The following is a 15632-nucleotide window of genomic DNA, read 5'->3' as shown; positions in this document are numbered from 1 at the left end:
GTCCGATGTTCATTCTCGGTTCACACATCGACGTCCGTCGATGTCCTGTTCCAGGAGGTCCCCGTGTCCCGTGTCCAGCTCGCTCTCCGCGTCGCCGACCTCGACGCCGCCGTCGCGTTCTACTCGCGGCTCTTCGACACCGCCCCGGCCAAGCGCCGCCCGGGCTACGCCAACTTCGCCGTCGTCGAGCCGCCGCTGAAGCTGGTCCTCCTGGAGGGCGGGGCCGGGGAGCCCACCCGCATGGACCACCTCGGCGTCGAGGTGGCGTCCACCGACGAGGTCACCGCCGCCACCGGCCGGCTGGCCGACGCGGGCCTCGCCACGCGGGTCGAGGGCAGCACCACCTGCTGCTACGCGGTCCAGGACAAGGTGTGGGTGACCGGTCCCGGCGGCGAGCCGTGGGAGGTCTACACGGTCACGGGCGACGCCCGCCCCGATCTGGAGGGCGCGACGTCCGCGGAGCTCTCCGCGGTGGCCGGGGACGGCACCTGCTGCCGGCCCGAGGGTTCGGCCGCCGATGCCCGGGTCGCGGCGAGCTGCTGCTGAGCGGTGGGGGAGACGCGCCCGGCTCGATCGTTTCCGGATCGGTACCGAGGAGGGTGCCCGGCCGGCGCCGGCTCTGAGAGGGTTGCCCCGCTCCCAGCGGTGAGCAGTGGTACCCCCCTCGACCCGAGAGGCCCGTCATGGAAGAAGTCGTCCCGACCCTGGGAACCGGCCCGCTGCTGCTGATCGCGGTCGCCGCCGTCGCCGTGCTGCTCGTCCTCGTCATGAAGTTCAAGCTGCACGCCTTCGTGGCCCTGGTCCTGGTCAGCCTGCTCACGGCGCTGGCCACCGGCATCCCGACGGCCGAGGTGATCGACACGCTGCTCGCGGGGTTCGGCTCCACCCTGGCCAGCGTGGCGCTGCTGGTCGGTCTCGGTGCCATGATCGGCAAGCTGCTGGAGGTGACCGGCGGCGCCACCGTGCTCGCCGACACCCTGATCGGCCGCTTCGGGGAGAAGCGGGCCCCGCTGGCGCTCGGCGTCGCCTCCCTGCTCTTCGGCTTCCCGATCTTCTTCGACGCCGGGTTCGTGGTCTTCCTGCCGATCATCTTCAGCGTCGCCCGCCAGTTCGGCGGCTCCGTGCTGCTCTACGCGCTGCCCTCGGCCGGCGCGTTCGCGGTCATGCACGCGTTCGTCCCACCGCACCCGGGTCCGGTCGGTGCGGGGGACATCCTCGGGGCGAACATCGGCCTGCTGGTCGTCGTGGGCCTCGTGATCGGGCTGCCCACCTGGTACATCGCGTCCTACCTGTTCAGCAAGTGGGCCGGGCACCGCTTCCCGCTGCCGGTGCCCGACGCGTTCGCGACCGGCGGCGGCCCCGCCGAGCGCCTGCCCGGCGGCACCCTGGACGACACCCACGGCGACGCCGGAGGCACCGGCGGAGCCACCCCGGCGGGCGGGGGCGTGGATGTCGCGACCCGCGGCCCGGCGCGCACCGCACCGCGCTTCGGCACCGTGCTCGCGCTGCTCCTGCTGCCCCTGGTGCTGATCCTGTTCAACACCGGGCTGAACACGCTGGGCACCGCGGGGGTCGTCGACGGCGACGCGACCTGGGTCGCGGCCCTGCGGCTGATCGGCCAGACGCCGGTGGCCCTGCTCATCACGGTCCTGGTGGCCGCCGTCGTCCTCAGCCGCGAACGGTTCTCGAAGGGTGAGATCGAGGAGCTGCTCAACTCCTCCCTCGGGCCCGTCTGCGCCATCATCCTGATCACCGGCGCCGGCGGTATGTTCGGTGGCGTCCTGCGGGCCAGCGGGATCGGTGCCGCGCTCGCCGACAGCCTCGAGGGGCTGGGGCTGCCGGTGATCGTGGCCGCGTTCGTCGTCGCCACCTGCCTGCGGGTCGCGCAGGGCTCGGCCACCGTCGCGCTGCTCACGACGGCCGCCCTGATCGCGCCGGCCGTCTCCGCCAGCAACCTGTCCGAGCTGGACGTGGCGCTCGTCGTCATCGCGATCGCCTGCGGTGCCACGGTGCTGTCGCACGTCAACGACTCGGGGTTCTGGCTGGTGGGCCGTTTCCTCAAGATGGACGTCGCCACGACCCTGCGCACCTGGACGGTGATGGAGACCCTGATCGGCGTGGTCGGGTTCGCCATCGCCGCGCTGCTGAGCCTGGTCGTCTGACCGGGTCCGGCCGGGGCGGGCCCCGCCCTTCCCCGGCCGGACGGCCGGTACGACGACGGCGTGCTCCGGCTCTGGCAGGGTCGGCGGCGTGCAGCTGGAGGAGATCGCCGACGAGCTCTACGAGACGGCGCCCGAGGAGTTCGTCGCGCGGCGCACGGAGCGGCAGGACGAGGCCAGGGCGGCGGGCGACAAGGCCCTCGCCAAGGAGATCGGCGCGCTGCCCAAGCCGTCCACGCCGGCGTGGGTGTGCAACCTGCTGGTCCGCGCCCACCGCGCCGAGATCGAGGGGCTGGTCGACCTCGGCGACCTGCTGCGCGACGCCCAGCAGAACCTCGCCGGCGACCAGCTGAAGGCCCTGGACGTGCAGCGGCGGCAGCTGCTGGGCGCGCTCACCCGCCAGGCGCGGGCGCTGGCCTCCGAGCGCGGGCACCCCGTCAGCACCGCCGTCGCCACCCAGGTCGAGGAGACGCTGCGGGCGGCCATGTCCGATCCGGACGCCGGGGAGGCGCTGCTGACCGGCCGGCTCACCGCGCCGATGTCCTACAGCGGCCTGGGGGAGGTGACCGGCCGGCCGAAGCTCCGCCTGGTCCCGCCCACCGCGCCGGCCGCCGCACCTCCTCGGTCGCCGTCGAAGCGGAAGGAGCGGGCCGACGGCGAGGAGTCCCCGGCCGATCGCCGTCGCCGCGAGCAGGAGGAGCGCCGCCGGGTCGCCGAGGAGAAGCGCCGGCGGGAGCTGGCGGACGCGCGGCAGGTGGCCGACGAGGCGCAGCGGGCCGCCGACGAGGCGCAGGCCGTCCTCGAGGAGCACCGCCGCGCGACCGAGGAGCTGGCCGCCCGCCGGGCCGAGTTGCAGGCCCGGGCCGAGGAGCTGGCCGACCAGCTGGCCGAGGCCGAGCGGGCGGCCGGGGACGCGGCCGCGGCGCTTCGGCGCGAGGAGCGCCGGCGGGCGACGGCCGAGCGGGAGGCCGCCGACGCCGCCGCGGCCCTCGACGCCGCCGTCGCCCGAGTCGCGGGGCTCCAGGGCGACGGCGGGTGATCGCCGCCCGGTGCCGTCAGCCCATCGTCTTCTGACCGTCCGCGACGGGCCTCACCGGCGCCGAGTGCACCGTGGTCTCCCCGCCCGAGCTGCGCGAGCTGCTGGGGGAGTGGGCGCAGCGCTTCGACCGGGCCGCCACGGGCTGAGGCCGGCGGTCCACGGCCGGGCTGCGTCCTGCGACGTCGCGACCTAGCGTGCAACCCATGGCCGAGGAGCGCGTGCGGGTCGCGATCGTCACGGGGTCGGAGTCGGGCATCGGGCGGGCGACCGCCGTCGCGCTCGCCGAGCAGGGCTGCGACATCGGCATCACCTGGTACCGGGACCGGGACGCCGGGGAAGCCACCGCGGAGGAGGTGCGGGCCCTCGGCCGGCGCGCGGAGGTGCGCCACCTCGACCTGACCCAGCTCCCCGGCGCCGCCGACGTCGTCGACGAGCTGGCCGAGGCGCTCGGCGGCGTCGACGTGCTGGTCAACGACGCCGGCACCGGCCACATGACGCCGTTGCTGGAGCTGGACTTCGACACCTGGCGGGAGGTGCTGGCCACCGACCTCGACGGCGCGTTCCTGTGCCTGCAGCGCGCCGCGCGGCGGATGGTCGCCGCCGGGAACGGCGGACGGATCGTGAACATCACCAGCGTGCACGAGCACGCGCCCCGCGTCGGTGCGGCCGGCTACTGCGCGGCCAAGGGCGGACTGGGGCTGCTCACCCAGGTCGCGGCGCTGGAGCTGGCCGAGCACGGCATCACCGTCAACGCCGTCGCGCCCGGGGAGATCTCCACCCCGATGACCGGCCAGGAGGACGAGGACCCGACGGTCGGTCACGAGCGCCCCGGGGTCCCGCTGCGCCGTCCGGGGGACGCCCGCGAGGTGGCCACCGTCGTCGCCTTCCTGGCGTCGCCGGCCGCCGGGTACGTCACCGGGGCGTCGTGGCCGGTGGACGGCGGCATGCTCCGGATGGGGCCGATGGCCGGCTCGCACCTGGGCGACGACGCGTGGCGACGGGGCTGACCGGCGCACCCGGCTGACCGGTGTTCCCGGCTGGCCGGACTCAGGTGGTCCGGCCGCTGCGCTTCCGCCGGTAGAGCTGCTCGTCGGCGCGAGCCAGGACCGACGTCAGGGTGTCCCCGGACCGGGCCGTGGCGACCCCGCCCGTCCAGGTGAACGGATGGGTCGCGGCGAGCTGGCCCAGCAGCTCGGTCGCCGCAGCCTCGTCGGTCGCCGGCAGGCACAGCACGAACTCGTCGCCCCCGTAGCGGCCGAGCAGGTCGGCGTGGCGCAGCCGCCGGCTCCAGCCGGCGGTGAGCTCGCGCAGCAGGGCGTCCCCGGCGCCGTGGCCGTCCCGGTCGTTGACCTCCTTGAAGTCGTCGAGGTCGAGGACCGCGAAGCTCAGCGGCTCCCCGCTGCGGGCGGCCCGGGCGAGGTGGCGGGAGGCCTCCTCCTCCCACGCCCGCCGGTTGGCGAGGCCGGTGAGCGGATCGGTGCCGGCCGCCGTGCGGAGCTGCCTGGCCAGCCGGGCCTGCACCTCGACGAGGACGACGGCGGTGGCGATCAGCGTGATCCACGGCGACAGGAAGTCCGAGGGGGCGGCGGCCCACGCGCCGGCGCTGCCGGAGAGCAGGGCGAAGCCGGCGTGCACCCGTGCGGCGGGCAGCGGCAGGAAGTGCGCCGCGTACAGCCCGACGGCGATCAACGCCGGACCCAGCCCGACGATGCCGACGGCGGTGGCGGACTGCCAGGCCAGCACCCCGACCAGGACGGAGGCGAGGGCGACCGCGGCGTGCAGGACCCAGGGGCGCACGTCGCGGCCGGACCACCACAGCCCCGCGCCGACGCCCAGGCCGATGGCGCCGAGGACCCAGAGCAGCGCGACGGGGGTTCCCCGGTCCATCGGCATGGCGGCGCCGGCCCAGCAGAGTGCTCCGCTGACCGTGTACAGCGTCGCCAGCAGCGTCGTGGCCGTGCGATGTCCCGTCTGCACCCCGTTCCCCTTCCCCGTGGGTGCCCATCCTGCTGGTCGGAGAGGCGTTCGGTACGGCGCCCTCCGGCGGATGCCCCTCGATGGGGGTGCGTGCGCGGACGGGGGCTCGTACCGTTCCGGTGCGGTCGGCTCTCGGCCGCCCCCGGACCCCGGGGCCGCTGGCAGTGCCGGAGGCGGCACCTCCTGCACGGGAGCGCGCATGGAGCCCACCGCCTGTCGCCCACGGGCCGAGGTGGGCGCCACCGTGGGGGTGGAGGAGGAGTTCCACCTCGTCGACCCGGCCACCCTGGCGCTCACCCCCAGCCCGGAACTCGTCGCTGCCGCCGTGCGGCACGAGCTCGGCGATCGGGTGCACCCCGAGATCACCACGACGCAGCTGGAGACGGCCACCGGCGTGTGCCGGTCGCTCGACGAGCTGCGCGCCGAGCTGACCGCCGCCCGCGCGCAGGCCCGCGCGGCGGCCACCGGCGCCGGCGTGCTACTGCTCGCGGCCTCCACCCACCCCTTCGCCGGCTGGCGGGAGCAGGTGATCACCCCGGACCCGCGGTACGAGGCGATGGTCGACCGGTGGGCCGCACTCGCCGTCCGGCAGGACATCGCCGGCTGCCACGTGCACGTGGGGGTCCCGGACGTGGGGACGGCCGTCGCCGTGCTCGACCGCGCCCGCCCGTACCTGCCGCTGCTGCTGGCGATGACCGGCAGCTCCCCCTTCCACGACGGCGCCGACACCGGCTACGAGAGCTACCGCACGCTGTGGTGGGGTCGCTGGCCGCACACCGGCATCCCGGAGCCGCTCGGCACGGCGGCGGGCTACCGCGAGGTGGTGGACGGCCTGGTCGCCGCGGGGGTCGTGGGCGACGCGTCGCACCTGTACTGGGACGTGCGCCCCTCGTCCCACCTGCCCACCGTCGAGTTCCGGCTGGCCGACGTCTGCACCGAGCTGGACGACGTCGTCCTGCACGCCGCCCTGGTGCGCTCGCTCGTGCGGGTGCTCGCGGCCCGGGCCGAGCGGGAGGAACCGGTTCCGCGCCCTCGCCGGGAGCTGCTGCGCGCCGCGCGCTGGCGCGCCGCCCGGGACGGCCTCGGCGGGCAGCTGTTCGACCCGCTGGCCGGTGGGCTCGTCGACGCCCGCGCGGCGGTCGAGGGGCTGCTCGCCGAACTGGCCGACGACCTCGCCGACCGGGGGGAGGAGGACGAGGTGCGGAACCTGGTGCAGCAGCTGTTCGGCCGGGGTACCTCGGCCGCGCGGCAGCGCGCAGCCTGGCAGCGGACCGCGGACCTGCGGCAGGTCGCGGCCTCCGTGGTGCTGGGAGGAGCCGCCCGTGACTGACCGGACGACCGAGGACATCCGGGCCCTGGCCCGCCCGCTGCGCGGTGCCGGCGACCTGGACCCGCTGATCGAGCGGATCGGCGACGCGCGCGTGGTGGCCATCGGCAAGGCCGGCCACCGCACACTCCTGCAGCCGCTGCACCTCGAGCGCGCCGACGAGCACGTGCCCGTCGCGGCCCACGGGGAGTGACCGTGCCCGGTTCCCGGCACGCCGACGGCCGGCTCGACAGCCGCCCCACGGCGTCACCGGCCGGCCCGCCGTGGCCGGCCGGGATGCACGAGCTGGACCTCGGTGGGGGAGCGGAGGTGCTGCTCGCCGTCCCGAACGGCGAGCCGCGGCCGCGCCCGCTGCTGGTGTTCTTCCACGGTGCCGGCGGTGAGCCGCGGCAGAGCATCGGGGCCGTGGGCGCCGCCGCGGCCGAGCGCGGCGTGCTGGTCCTCGCGCCGCGGTCGGGGGCGGCCACCTGGGACCTCGTCGCGGGCCGGCTGGGCCGCGACGTCGCCGTGCTGGACGCCGCGCTGGCCGAGGTCGGCCGGCATGCCGCGGTGTCGCGGTGCGCGGTGGGCGGCTTCTCCGACGGCGCCTCCTACGCGCTCTCGCTGGGGCCGGCCAACGGCGACCTGTTCGACGCGGTGCTGGCCTTCTCCCCGGGCTTCGCGCACCCGCCGGCGGCGATCGGTCGGCCCCGCATCCGGATCACCCACGGCACCGACGACCGGGTGCTGCCCGTCGACCGCTGCGGCCGGCGGCTCGCCGCGGCCTTCGACGGCTCCGGCCACGAGGTCACCTACGAGGAGTTCGACGGCGGGCACGTCGTCCGCCCCGGCGACGTCGTGGCCTCGCTGGGGTGGTGGCTGGACGCGGGGTGATCGCGCGACTTCACATCGAGCGGGTCTCACCGGCGCGGTCGGCGAAGGCCTCGGCGGCCGGCCGGTGCCCGGTGCTCAGGCGGACTCGCGGTTGGTGGGGTCCTCGTCGTCGGGTGAGGTGTTCTTCGGACCGCCGGTCTTGGAGACCTCCCACCCGCTGCCGAGCTCCTCCAGCGCCAGCCGGCCGTAGACCTGCTGCTGGGTCGCGACCCGCTCCGACCGGCCGCGGCCGAGGAAGCTCACCATCCAGTGCAGGACCGTGGTGATGCGGCTCTTGAAGCCGACGATGTACATCAGGTGCACGACCAGCCACAGCACCCAGGCGGTGAAGCCGCTGAACTTGAACTTCCCGATGTCGGCCACCGCGGAGAACCGCGAGATGGTCGCCATCGAGCCCTTGTCGAAGTACGTGAACGGCTCCTGGGGCGACTTGCCGCTGACCTTGCGCTTGATGGACTCCGCGGCGTACCGGCCGCCCTGGATGGCCACCTGGGCGACGCCGGGCAGCTTGCCCAGCGCCATCATGTCGCCGACCACGTGGATCTCGGGGTGGCCGGGCAGCGTCAGGTCGGGCAGCACCGAGATGCGGCCGGCGCGGTCGACCTCGGCGCCGGTCTGCTCGCCGAGGATCCGGCCGAGCCCGCTGGCCTGCACGCCGGCGGCCCAGATCTTGGTGGCGGCCTGGATGCGGCGGACCTGGCCGTCGCTGTCCTTGACCTCCAGCCCGTTGGCGTCGACGTCGGTGACCATCGCGCCCAGCTGCACCTCGACGCCGATCTCGTTGAGCTGGCGGCGGGCCGCCTCGCCCAGCTTCTTGCCGAAGGAGGGCAGCACGGCGGGCGCGGCGTCCAGCAGGATCACGCGCGCGCCGGTCGGGTTGATGTTGCGGAAGTCCCGGCGCAGCGTGCGGCGGGCGAGCTCGGCGATCTGGCCGGCCATCTCCACGCCGGTGGGGCCGGCCCCGACGACGACGAAGGTGAGCAGCCGGTCGATCTCGGCCGGGTCGGTGGCGATCTCGGCCAGCTCGAAGGCGCCGAAGATCCGGCCGCGCAGCTCCAGCGCGTCGTCGATGCTCTTCATGCCGGGCGCGAACTCGGCGAACTGGTCGTTGCCGAAGTAGGACTGGCCGGCGCCCGCGGCGACGATGAGCTCGTCGTAGGGGTGCACCGTCTGGCGGCCCAGCACCTCCGAGGTCACCGTCCGGGCGGTGACGTCGATGTGCGTGACCTCGCCGAGCACCACGCGGGCGTTCTCCTGCCGGCGCAGGATCTCGCGGGTGGCCGGCGCGATCTCGCCCTCGGACAGGATGCCGGTGGCCACCTGGTACAGCAGCGGCTGGAAGAGGTGCTGGGCGGTCTTGCCGACGAGGGTGACGTCGACCGGGGCCTTGCGCAGCGCCTGGGCGGCGAACAGGCCACCGAAGCCGGAGCCGACGATGACGACGCGCGGCCGGTCGCTGCGGTGGTCGCTGCTGGCGGGGGTCTGCGCTGGTGATGTCGTCATGATGAATCATTCTCCCACTTCGAGCGGTGCCGTCCCTGGGTGCCCACGAGAGATGCAGGACACACTGTGCTGACTGCCGTGCCGGTCGCGTGCGAGGTCCCCGGGCGGTAGACCCGACGGGTGCCCTCCGGACCCTCACTCGTCGTCGTGCCCGGTCTCGGGCTGGACGAACGTTCCTCGGCACGATTGCGCGAGGAGATGCCGGGCACGGTCGTGCTCCTCCCCGGGATGGGGCGGCCGCGGCCCGTCCCGTCGCTCGACGAGCTGGCCCGCCGGCTGCTCGCCGCCCTGCCCGACGGACCGGTGGTCCTGCTCGGCCACTCGCAGAGCTGCCAGGTGGTCGCGGCCGCCGCCGTCGACCCCCGCGTCCGGGCCGTCGTGCTGTGCGGCCCGACCACCGACCCGCGGATGCGCCGGCTGCCCGTGCTCGCCTGGCGGTGGCTGCGGACCGCGCTCGCCGAACCGTGGTGGCAGGTGCCGCTGGTCCTGCGGCAGTGGCTGCACACCGGCCCGCTCGCGATGGCCGCCCTGTGGCGGAGGGCCTCACCGGACCGGATCGACGGCCGCCTGGCCCGGGTGGGCGTGCCGGTCGTCGTCGTCCGGGGCACCCGCGACGCCCTGTGCCCGGCCGACTGGAGCGGGCGGGTGTGCGCCGCGGCGCCGCGCGGGCGGCTCGTCGAGCTGTCCGGCGCGGCGCACATGACCGTGCAGACCCACCCGGCCGAGATCGCCGCCGTCGTCCGGGCGTTCTGACTACTGGCCGTCGGTGCGGCCGCGCACCTCCGCGTACCGCTCCCGCACGTGCGCCGCGGGGGCGGCGTCGAACTCCTGCAGGCCCGGCTGGGCCCACTCCGGTGCGGTCCCGGCGCCGGAGAGCACCCAGGCCGCCTGCCGCGCCGCGCCGTCGGCCACGTACTCACCGGGCGGCGGCACCAGGACCGGCCGGCCGAAGATGCCCGGCGCCAGCTGCTGCACGGCGGGGGAGCGGGCCGCCCCGCCCACGAGCAGCACCCGCTCGACGGTCACGCCTTGCGCGACGACGGCCTCGATGCCGTCGGCCAGCCCGCAGAGGAGTCCCTCGATCGTGGCGCGGGCCCAGTGCGCGGGCGTGGAGGACCGCAACGTCAGCCCGTGCACCGAACCGGTGGCGTTCGGCAGGTTGGGCGTGCGCTCGCCCTCCAGGTAGGGCACCAGCACCAGCCCGTCGGCCCCCGAGGGCGCCGACAGCGCGAGGTCCGACAGGGTCGCGTGGTCGACCCCGAGCAGCGCGGCGGCGGCGTCGAGCACCCGGGCGGCGTTCATCGTGGCCACCAGCGGCAGGTGGTTGCCGGTGGCGTCGGCGAACCCGGCGACGGTGCCGGTGACGTCGGCGACCGCGGTCGGCGTCACCGCCGAGACCACACCCGAGGTGCCGATGGAGACGACGACGTCGCCGGGGCGGGCGGCCAGGCCGAGTGCGGCCGCCGCGTTGTCGCCGGTGCCGGGGCCGAGGAGCGCGGTGCCGCCGGCGAGCGTGCCCACCCGCTCGGCCGGCCCGGCCACCCGGGGGACGGCGGGACGGCGTCCGCGCATCGCCCGCTCGAGGAGGTCCAGCCGGTACTCGCCGGTGCGGGCCGACCAGTAGGCGGTGCCGCTGGCGTCGCCGCGGTCGGTGACCAGGGTGCCGAGGTCGCGGTCGGCCGAGAGGCGCCAGGTCAGCCAGTCGTGGGGCAGGCAGACGGCCGCGGTGCGGTCGGCGTTGGCCGGCTCCGCGTCGGCCAGCCAGCGCAGCTTGGTCGCGGTGAAGGAGGCGACCGGCACCAGGCCCACGGCGTCGGCCCACGCCCGGCGCCCGGCGGCCTCGTCGCCGTCCCCCAGCTCGCGGATCAGCTCGGCGGCGGCGGGCGCGGAGCGGACGTCGTTCCACAGCAGCGCGTCCCGGACCACCTCGCCGTCGGCGTCCAGGCAGACCATGCCGTGCTGCTGACCGCCGACCGCCAGCGCGGCGACGTCGTCCAGCCCGCCGGCCTGGTCGGCCGCGGCCCGGAACGCGTCCTCCCACGCCTGCGGGGCGACCTCGGTGCCGGCCGGGTGCGCGGCCCGCCCCGAGCGCACGAGCTCGCCGGTCGCGGCGTCGCGGACGACGACCTTGCAGGCCTGCGTCGAGGTGTCGACCCCGGCGACGAGGGTCATCGGACCGGCCCCCGGCCCACGGGTGGGCGGACGGTGGCGGAACGGGCCCGGCGGGGCCGCGGCGAGCACACGGGGGTCATGGGACCGGGACTGTAGGCCGCCGCGAGCGCTGTCGCGAACGAGGGTGGGGGGTTGGTCTTGACCGGCCGCAGCCGCGCCCCCTAATTTGTTTGTTGATCCGACTAATGCAGGCCCGGGTAGCGAGGAGGTGGCATGACCGAGGAGGCGCCGCTCTACGACGGCTCGTCCGAGCGTCGTGCTCCCGCCGACCAGGCGACCGTCCGGCGCACCAACCTGGGGCTGGTCCTGCGCCACCTCCGGGACCACGGCCCCCGGTCGCGCGCCCGCATCGCCCAGGAGACCGGCCTGAACAAGGCCACGGTGTCCAGCCTCGTGGCCGAGCTCGCGGAGCGGCGGCTGGTGAGCGCCGGCGAGGTCGACCGGGCCGGCTCCGTGGGGCGGCCCGGTCTCATCGTGCACCTGGACGGCCGCTGCGTCTGCGGGATCGGTGTCGAGCTCAACGTCGACTACGTGGCCGTGCTCGTCCTGGACCTGCGGGGCGAGGTGCTCTTCGAGCGCCGGCACGCCCTGGACATCCCCTCGCTCGGCGCCGAGGAGACCCTCGACGCGGTGGCCCGCGCGGTGACCGAGGCCGTCGCCGCGGCGGCGGTGGTCGGCGCGCGCCCGGCCGGGGTGACCGTCGCCGTCGCCGGCCTGGTCCGCAGCGTCGACGGCGTCGTCACCCTCGCGCCCAACATCGGCTGGCGCGACGTCGCGGTGCTCGACGGGCTCCGCTCCCGGCTGGACGTCGACTGCCCCATCCGCGTGGAGAACGACGCCAACCTGTTGGCGATCGCCGAGTGGGCCATGGGCAGCGAGGCGCGGACCCCCGACCTGGTCTACCTGACCGGTGAGGTCGGTGTCGGCGGTGGCGTGATCGTGGCCGGCCGGCTGCTGCGCGGCGCCGGGGGGCTCTCCGGCGAGGTCGGGCACACCTCGCTCGGCGACCCCGACGTCGTCTGCGGCTGCGGGCGGCGCGGCTGCTGGGAGACCGTCGTGGGCCTGGCCGCGCTGCTGCGCGCCGCCGCCGACCACGGGGACCCGGTGCGCGACCCCGGCCGCGACCTGGAGACCCGGCTGGCCGAGGTAGCCCGCCGCGCGGAGGCCGGCGACGAGCGCACGCTGGGCGCGCTGCGCCAGGTCGGCACCTCGCTGGGCACCGGCGCGGCCGTGCTGATCAACCTCTTCAACCCGCGGGTGGTCCTGCTCGGCGGCTACTTCGCCGTGCTGGGGCGCTTCCTCATGGAGCCGCTGCTGGCCGAGCTCGAGTCACGCGTGCTCGGCCCCGGCATGGCCGGTGCCCGCGTGGTCCTCTCCAGGCTCGGTTTCACCGCCGCCGTCCGGGGCGGCGCGCACGTCGCCCTGGAGTCGGTCTTCGACGACCCCACCCTCGTGCCCGAGCCGGTGCTCGACCCGGCCGGCGCCACCGCCCCCTGACCACCCGCTCGTCCACCAGGTCGTCGACCTGGTGTGCACGCCCGAACCGGACGGAGAACACCTCCCATGACCGACCGCTACACCCCCTCCAAGGACGACAGGTTCAGCTTCGGTCTCTGGACCGTGGGCTGGCAGGGCGTCGACGTATTCGGCGGCGCCGTCCGCCCGGCGCTCGACCCGGTGGAGTCCGTGCACAGGCTCGCCGAGCTGGGCGCGGCCGCCGTCACCTTCCACGACGACGACCTCGTCCCCGACGACGCCACCCGCGAGGCCACCCTCGAGCGCTTCAAGAAGGCGCTGGCCGAGACCGGCATGGACGTCGAGATGGCGACGACCAACCTGTTCGGCGCCCCCGTGTTCAAGGACGGCGGCTTCACCGCGAACGACCGCGCCGTCCGCCGGTACGCGATCGCCAAGGTGCTGCGCAACATCGACCTGGCCGCCGAGCTGGGCGCGAAGACCTACGTGCTGTGGGGCGGCCGCGAGGGTGCGGAGTCCGGTGGCAGCAAGGACGTCGCCGCCGCGCTCGACCGCTACAAGGAGGGCCTGGACGCCCTCTGCGCCTACGTGCGCGACAAGGGCTACGACATGCGCTTCGCCCTGGAGCCCAAGCCCAACGAGCCGCGCGGCGACATCCTGCTGCCGACGATCGGGCACGCGATCGCCTTCATCAACGAGCTCGAGGAGCCGGCCCGCGTCGGTCTCAACCCCGAGGTCGGGCACGAGGAGATGGCCGGGCTTAACTTCGCCCAGGGCATCGCCCAGGCGCTGTGGCACGACAAGCTCTTCCACGTCGACCTCAACGGCCAGCACGGCCCGCGCTTCGACCAGGACCTGCGCTTCGGCGCCGGCAACCTGCGCGGCGCCTTCTGGACGGTGGACACCCTGCTGGGTGCCGGCTCCGGCAAGGCCTACGACGGCTACCTGCACTTCGACTACAAGCCGCCGCGGACCGAGGACATCGAGGGCGTCTGGGAGACCGCGCGCGCCTGCATGCGCAACTACCTGATCCTCAAGGAGAAGGCGCAGGCGTTCCGCGCCGACCCGGAGGTCGCCGAGGCGCTGGAGGCCGCGCGCGTCGGTGAGCTCGCCGTCCCGACCCTGGGCGAGGGGGAGAGCCTCGACGCGCTGCGCACCGAGGCCCACGATCCCGAGACCCTCGGTGCGCGCGGGCTGCAGTTCGAGCGGCTCGACCAGCTCGCGATGGAGCACCTGCTCGGCGTCCGCTGACCGGTTCCGCCCAGCACGGGCGGGGCCCGGGAACACCCGGGTGCCCGCCCGTCCGTCGTCCCCGGCCGGGGTCAGCCCCGCCGGCGGACGGCGACGACGGTCAGGACCGCGAGCACGACGACGGCGCCGGCCTCGATCCACAACGTCTCCCACCACAGCGGCGCGGCGGTCGACTCCACGAAGCCGAACAGGCCCACGGTGGTGGAGAGCACCAGGGCCGCCAGCGTGCCGGCGGCGGCGAGCGCCCCCAGCGCGGCGGCCCCGGCGAGCAGCCGGCGGGGCACGACCAGCAGCAGGACCGCCAGGGCGAAGCCGGCGACGGCGTTGAGCAGGAAGGCCGGCCCGATCACCGCGATGGTCCGGTAGCCGTCGAACCACAGGTCCAGGTGCAGCCAGCCCATCGCGGCCAGCAGGACCGCGCCCAGGAACCGGAGCCCCCAGGTCAGCGTCGACGAGGACCGTGCCTGCGCCGTCGTCGTGGTCATCAGGTGACCTCGATGGTGATTTCCATGCCCATCGAGCGGTGGGCCCCGACGCTGCAGTAGAAGACGTACTCCCCGGGCTCCAGGTCGACCGTCAGGGTCTCCGAGCCGCCGGGGCTGAGGATCTCCGTCGCGGCGACGTCCTCGCCGTCGCGCTCGACGATCAGGTTGTGGCTGGCGCCGCCGGAGTTGAGGGCCTCGATCTCGTAGCTGCCGGCGGGGACGCTGTCCTGGTCGACGGAGATGCTGAAGTCCTCCTCCGTGGCGGTGATGGTCTGAACGGCGCTCTCCGGGGCCGAGGGGGCCGCGGGCTCGGAGGCGGTGGACGACGACGGGCTCGACGACGACGGGCTCGACGACGACGGCGCCGGCGCGGCGGAGCCGGTGTCGGACTCCATGCCGCAGGCAGCGGTGACGGCGAGCGTGCCGGCGAGGAGGAGTGCTGAGGCGGCCGGGCGCAACCGCGCGGAGGTGCGGGAGCGGGAGCTGTGGGAACGGGACATGGGGCCTCCTCGGATCGACGGTGCCGCCCGCTCGGTTGCACACGGCGCCCGCTCGTCCCACGCGAGTTCCTCGTGCCGGGACGTCAGGTGTTCGTCCGCGGCGGCCTCTCCGGATGGGTCGCGGCCGCTCCGATCTGCCGGTCGAGGCGCCGCTGACCGACCGGGCCGGCGGTGGACGCCGGCGCCGGCTGGTCAGCGTGGTGCGCCTACCCGGGGGAGGGGCCTCGGCAGAGCTCAGTCGTTGAGGCGCTTGCGGGCCTTCGCGGCCTTCTTGTTCGCCTTGTCCAGCACCTTCGCCGCCTTGCGCACCTGGCGCGGCTGGCGGTCGACGGTGCCGCGCACGAGCAGGCCGATCCCGATGCCGAGCAGCCAGCTGTCCTTGGCGATCGAGAGGCCCTGCTCGGTCGGGGCCAGGCTGCCGGGCTTCCGCATGCCGGGCGTCTTCAGGTAGAGGCCGAGCAGGCCGCCGGAGAAGGCGGTGAGCGCCGCCCCGGCGACGGCTGTCGGCACGAACGGCGTCAGCAGCGCCGCGCCGACGGCGATCTCGGCCGAGGACAGCATGGTCGCGAACTGCTTGGGCGCCATGTTCCCGAGGAACGGGTAGGTGCCGGTCGCGAAGCCCTGCATGCCGGCGGCGGCCTCCTCGTCGGCGCCTCGCTTGCCGAGGCCGCTGTTGAGGATGAAGGCCCCCGCGGAGATGCGGGGTGCGATCTCGGACAGGGTGATGGGCAGCCCCATGAGGGAACCTTTCTGGTCGACGGTGCTGGTCCAGTGCTCAACCAGCCGTGTGCGACCTGTGCCCTCGTCGGTGTGCACCCAACCGTGGGAGCCGGGAGACCACTCTCCTCACCGCGAAGGGTCCTGGCTCAC

The 15632-nt window shown here is 75.2% G+C and carries 16 protein-coding genes; 10 read left to right on the top strand and 6 right to left on the bottom strand.

The window, feature by feature from the left end:
* Window positions 1-63: 63 nt before the first annotated feature.
* The 4 genes from C5507_RS07870 to C5507_RS07855 all read left to right on the top strand — a co-directional run bounded on the left by C5507_RS07870 (window position 64) and on the right by C5507_RS07855 (window position 4205).
* Complete coding sequence (locus C5507_RS07870; protein ID WP_104527977.1) at window positions 64-546, top strand: ArsI/CadI family heavy metal resistance metalloenzyme; 483 nt, start codon at window positions 64-66, stop codon at window positions 544-546.
* A 137-nt stretch (window positions 547-683) separates the two neighbouring features.
* Window positions 684-2162, top strand: a complete 1479-nt coding sequence (locus C5507_RS07865) for a GntP family permease (protein ID WP_104527976.1) — start codon at window positions 684-686, stop codon at window positions 2160-2162.
* An 88-nt stretch (window positions 2163-2250) separates the two neighbouring features.
* Window positions 2251-3198, top strand: coding sequence for a hypothetical protein (locus tag C5507_RS07860; RefSeq protein WP_104527975.1), 948 nt, complete (start codon window positions 2251-2253; stop codon window positions 3196-3198).
* A gap of 203 nt (window positions 3199-3401) precedes the next feature.
* Window positions 3402-4205: an SDR family oxidoreductase gene (locus C5507_RS07855; protein ID WP_104527974.1), complete on the top strand. Its 804-nt coding sequence runs from the start codon at window positions 3402-3404 to the stop codon at window positions 4203-4205.
* 40 nt (window positions 4206-4245) lie between these two features.
* On the opposite strand, the gene C5507_RS22180 is transcribed toward C5507_RS07855, so the two are convergent.
* Complete coding sequence (locus C5507_RS22180; RefSeq protein WP_158657542.1) at window positions 4246-5175, bottom strand: GGDEF domain-containing protein; 930 nt, start codon at window positions 5173-5175, stop codon at window positions 4246-4248.
* Window positions 5176-5374: 199 nt separating this feature from the next.
* On the opposite strand from C5507_RS22180, the gene C5507_RS07845 reads away from it, so the two are divergent.
* Genes C5507_RS07845 through C5507_RS07835 form a run of 3 tightly spaced genes read left to right on the top strand, consistent with a single transcriptional unit; the run spans window position 5375 to window position 7375 of the window.
* Complete coding sequence (locus C5507_RS07845) at window positions 5375-6505, top strand: carboxylate-amine ligase (protein WP_158657541.1); 1131 nt, start codon at window positions 5375-5377, stop codon at window positions 6503-6505.
* Window positions 6498-6695 (top strand): hypothetical protein, encoded by a 198-nt coding sequence (locus C5507_RS07840; RefSeq protein ID WP_207225769.1) that lies wholly within the window; start codon window positions 6498-6500, stop codon window positions 6693-6695. The genes C5507_RS07845 and C5507_RS07840 overlap by 8 nt, the downstream gene beginning before the upstream one ends.
* A gap of 2 nt (window positions 6696-6697) precedes the next feature.
* Window positions 6698-7375: an alpha/beta hydrolase gene (locus tag C5507_RS07835; protein WP_104528062.1), complete on the top strand. Its 678-nt coding sequence runs from the start codon at window positions 6698-6700 to the stop codon at window positions 7373-7375.
* A 75-nt stretch (window positions 7376-7450) separates the two neighbouring features.
* On the opposite strand, the gene C5507_RS07830 is transcribed toward C5507_RS07835, so the two are convergent.
* A complete protein-coding gene (locus C5507_RS07830; protein WP_104527972.1) occupies window positions 7451-8878 on the bottom strand; it encodes an NAD(P)/FAD-dependent oxidoreductase in 1428 nt (475 codons plus the stop codon).
* A 120-nt stretch (window positions 8879-8998) separates the two neighbouring features.
* Here C5507_RS07830 and C5507_RS07825 point away from each other — a divergent pair, with 120 nt between their 5' ends.
* A complete protein-coding gene (locus tag C5507_RS07825) occupies window positions 8999-9631 on the top strand; it encodes an alpha/beta fold hydrolase (RefSeq protein WP_104527971.1) in 633 nt (210 codons plus the stop codon).
* Here the strand turns inward: C5507_RS07825 and C5507_RS07820 are convergent, their stop codons facing one another.
* Window positions 9632-11050, bottom strand: coding sequence for a xylulokinase (locus C5507_RS07820; RefSeq protein ID WP_104528061.1), 1419 nt, complete (start codon window positions 11048-11050; stop codon window positions 9632-9634).
* A 213-nt stretch (window positions 11051-11263) separates the two neighbouring features.
* Here C5507_RS07820 and C5507_RS07815 point away from each other — a divergent pair, with 213 nt between their 5' ends.
* On the top strand, window positions 11264-12547 hold the full coding sequence (locus C5507_RS07815; protein ID WP_104527970.1) for an ROK family transcriptional regulator: 1284 nt from the start codon (window positions 11264-11266) through the stop codon (window positions 12545-12547).
* A gap of 66 nt (window positions 12548-12613) precedes the next feature.
* On the top strand, window positions 12614-13777 hold the full coding sequence (gene xylA / locus C5507_RS07810) for a xylose isomerase (protein WP_104527969.1): 1164 nt from the start codon (window positions 12614-12616) through the stop codon (window positions 13775-13777).
* A gap of 71 nt (window positions 13778-13848) precedes the next feature.
* On the opposite strand, the gene C5507_RS07805 is transcribed toward xylA, so the two are convergent.
* The 3 genes from C5507_RS07805 to C5507_RS07795 form a co-directional block, all read right to left on the bottom strand.
* Entirely contained in the window at window positions 13849-14262 is a 414-nt protein-coding gene (locus C5507_RS07805; protein ID WP_242611094.1) for a hypothetical protein, read from the bottom strand.
* Window positions 14262-14762: a cupredoxin domain-containing protein gene (locus C5507_RS07800; RefSeq protein ID WP_104527968.1), complete on the bottom strand. Its 501-nt coding sequence runs from the start codon at window positions 14760-14762 to the stop codon at window positions 14262-14264. Before C5507_RS07800 ends, C5507_RS07805 begins: the two co-directional genes overlap by 1 nt.
* A gap of 234 nt (window positions 14763-14996) precedes the next feature.
* On the bottom strand, window positions 14997-15500 hold the full coding sequence (locus C5507_RS07795; RefSeq protein WP_104527967.1) for a hypothetical protein: 504 nt from the start codon (window positions 15498-15500) through the stop codon (window positions 14997-14999).
* Window positions 15501-15632: the final 132 nt, after the last annotated feature.

The sequence above is a fragment of the Blastococcus saxobsidens genome, assembly GCF_002938435.1.
Taxonomy (GTDB): domain Bacteria; phylum Actinomycetota; class Actinomycetes; order Mycobacteriales; family Geodermatophilaceae; genus Blastococcus; species Blastococcus saxobsidens.
The sequence above is the reverse complement of the archived record's forward strand: the minus strand, read 5'-3'. Positions and strand labels throughout refer to the sequence as shown.

Coding starts and splice junctions, on each gene's coding strand:
- C5507_RS07795 (WP_104527967.1), bottom strand. CDS start 15,500: ATGGGGCTGCCCATCACCCTGTCCGAGATCGCACCCCGCATCTCCGCG.
- C5507_RS07830 (WP_104527972.1), bottom strand. CDS start 8,878: ATGACGACATCACCAGCGCAGACCCCCGCCAGCAGCGACCACCGCAGC.
- C5507_RS07815 (WP_104527970.1), top strand. CDS start 11,264: ATGACCGAGGAGGCGCCGCTCTACGACGGCTCGTCCGAGCGTCGTGCT.
- C5507_RS07865 (WP_104527976.1), top strand. CDS start 684: ATGGAAGAAGTCGTCCCGACCCTGGGAACCGGCCCGCTGCTGCTGATC.
- C5507_RS07820 (WP_104528061.1), bottom strand. CDS start 11,050: ATGACCCTCGTCGCCGGGGTCGACACCTCGACGCAGGCCTGCAAGGTC.
- C5507_RS07800 (WP_104527968.1), bottom strand. CDS start 14,762: ATGTCCCGTTCCCACAGCTCCCGCTCCCGCACCTCCGCGCGGTTGCGC.
- xylA (WP_104527969.1), top strand. CDS start 12,614: ATGACCGACCGCTACACCCCCTCCAAGGACGACAGGTTCAGCTTCGGT.
- C5507_RS07845 (WP_158657541.1), top strand. CDS start 5,375: ATGGAGCCCACCGCCTGTCGCCCACGGGCCGAGGTGGGCGCCACCGTG.
- C5507_RS07855 (WP_104527974.1), top strand. CDS start 3,402: ATGGCCGAGGAGCGCGTGCGGGTCGCGATCGTCACGGGGTCGGAGTCG.
- C5507_RS07805 (WP_242611094.1), bottom strand. CDS start 14,262: ATGACCACGACGACGGCGCAGGCACGGTCCTCGTCGACGCTGACCTGG.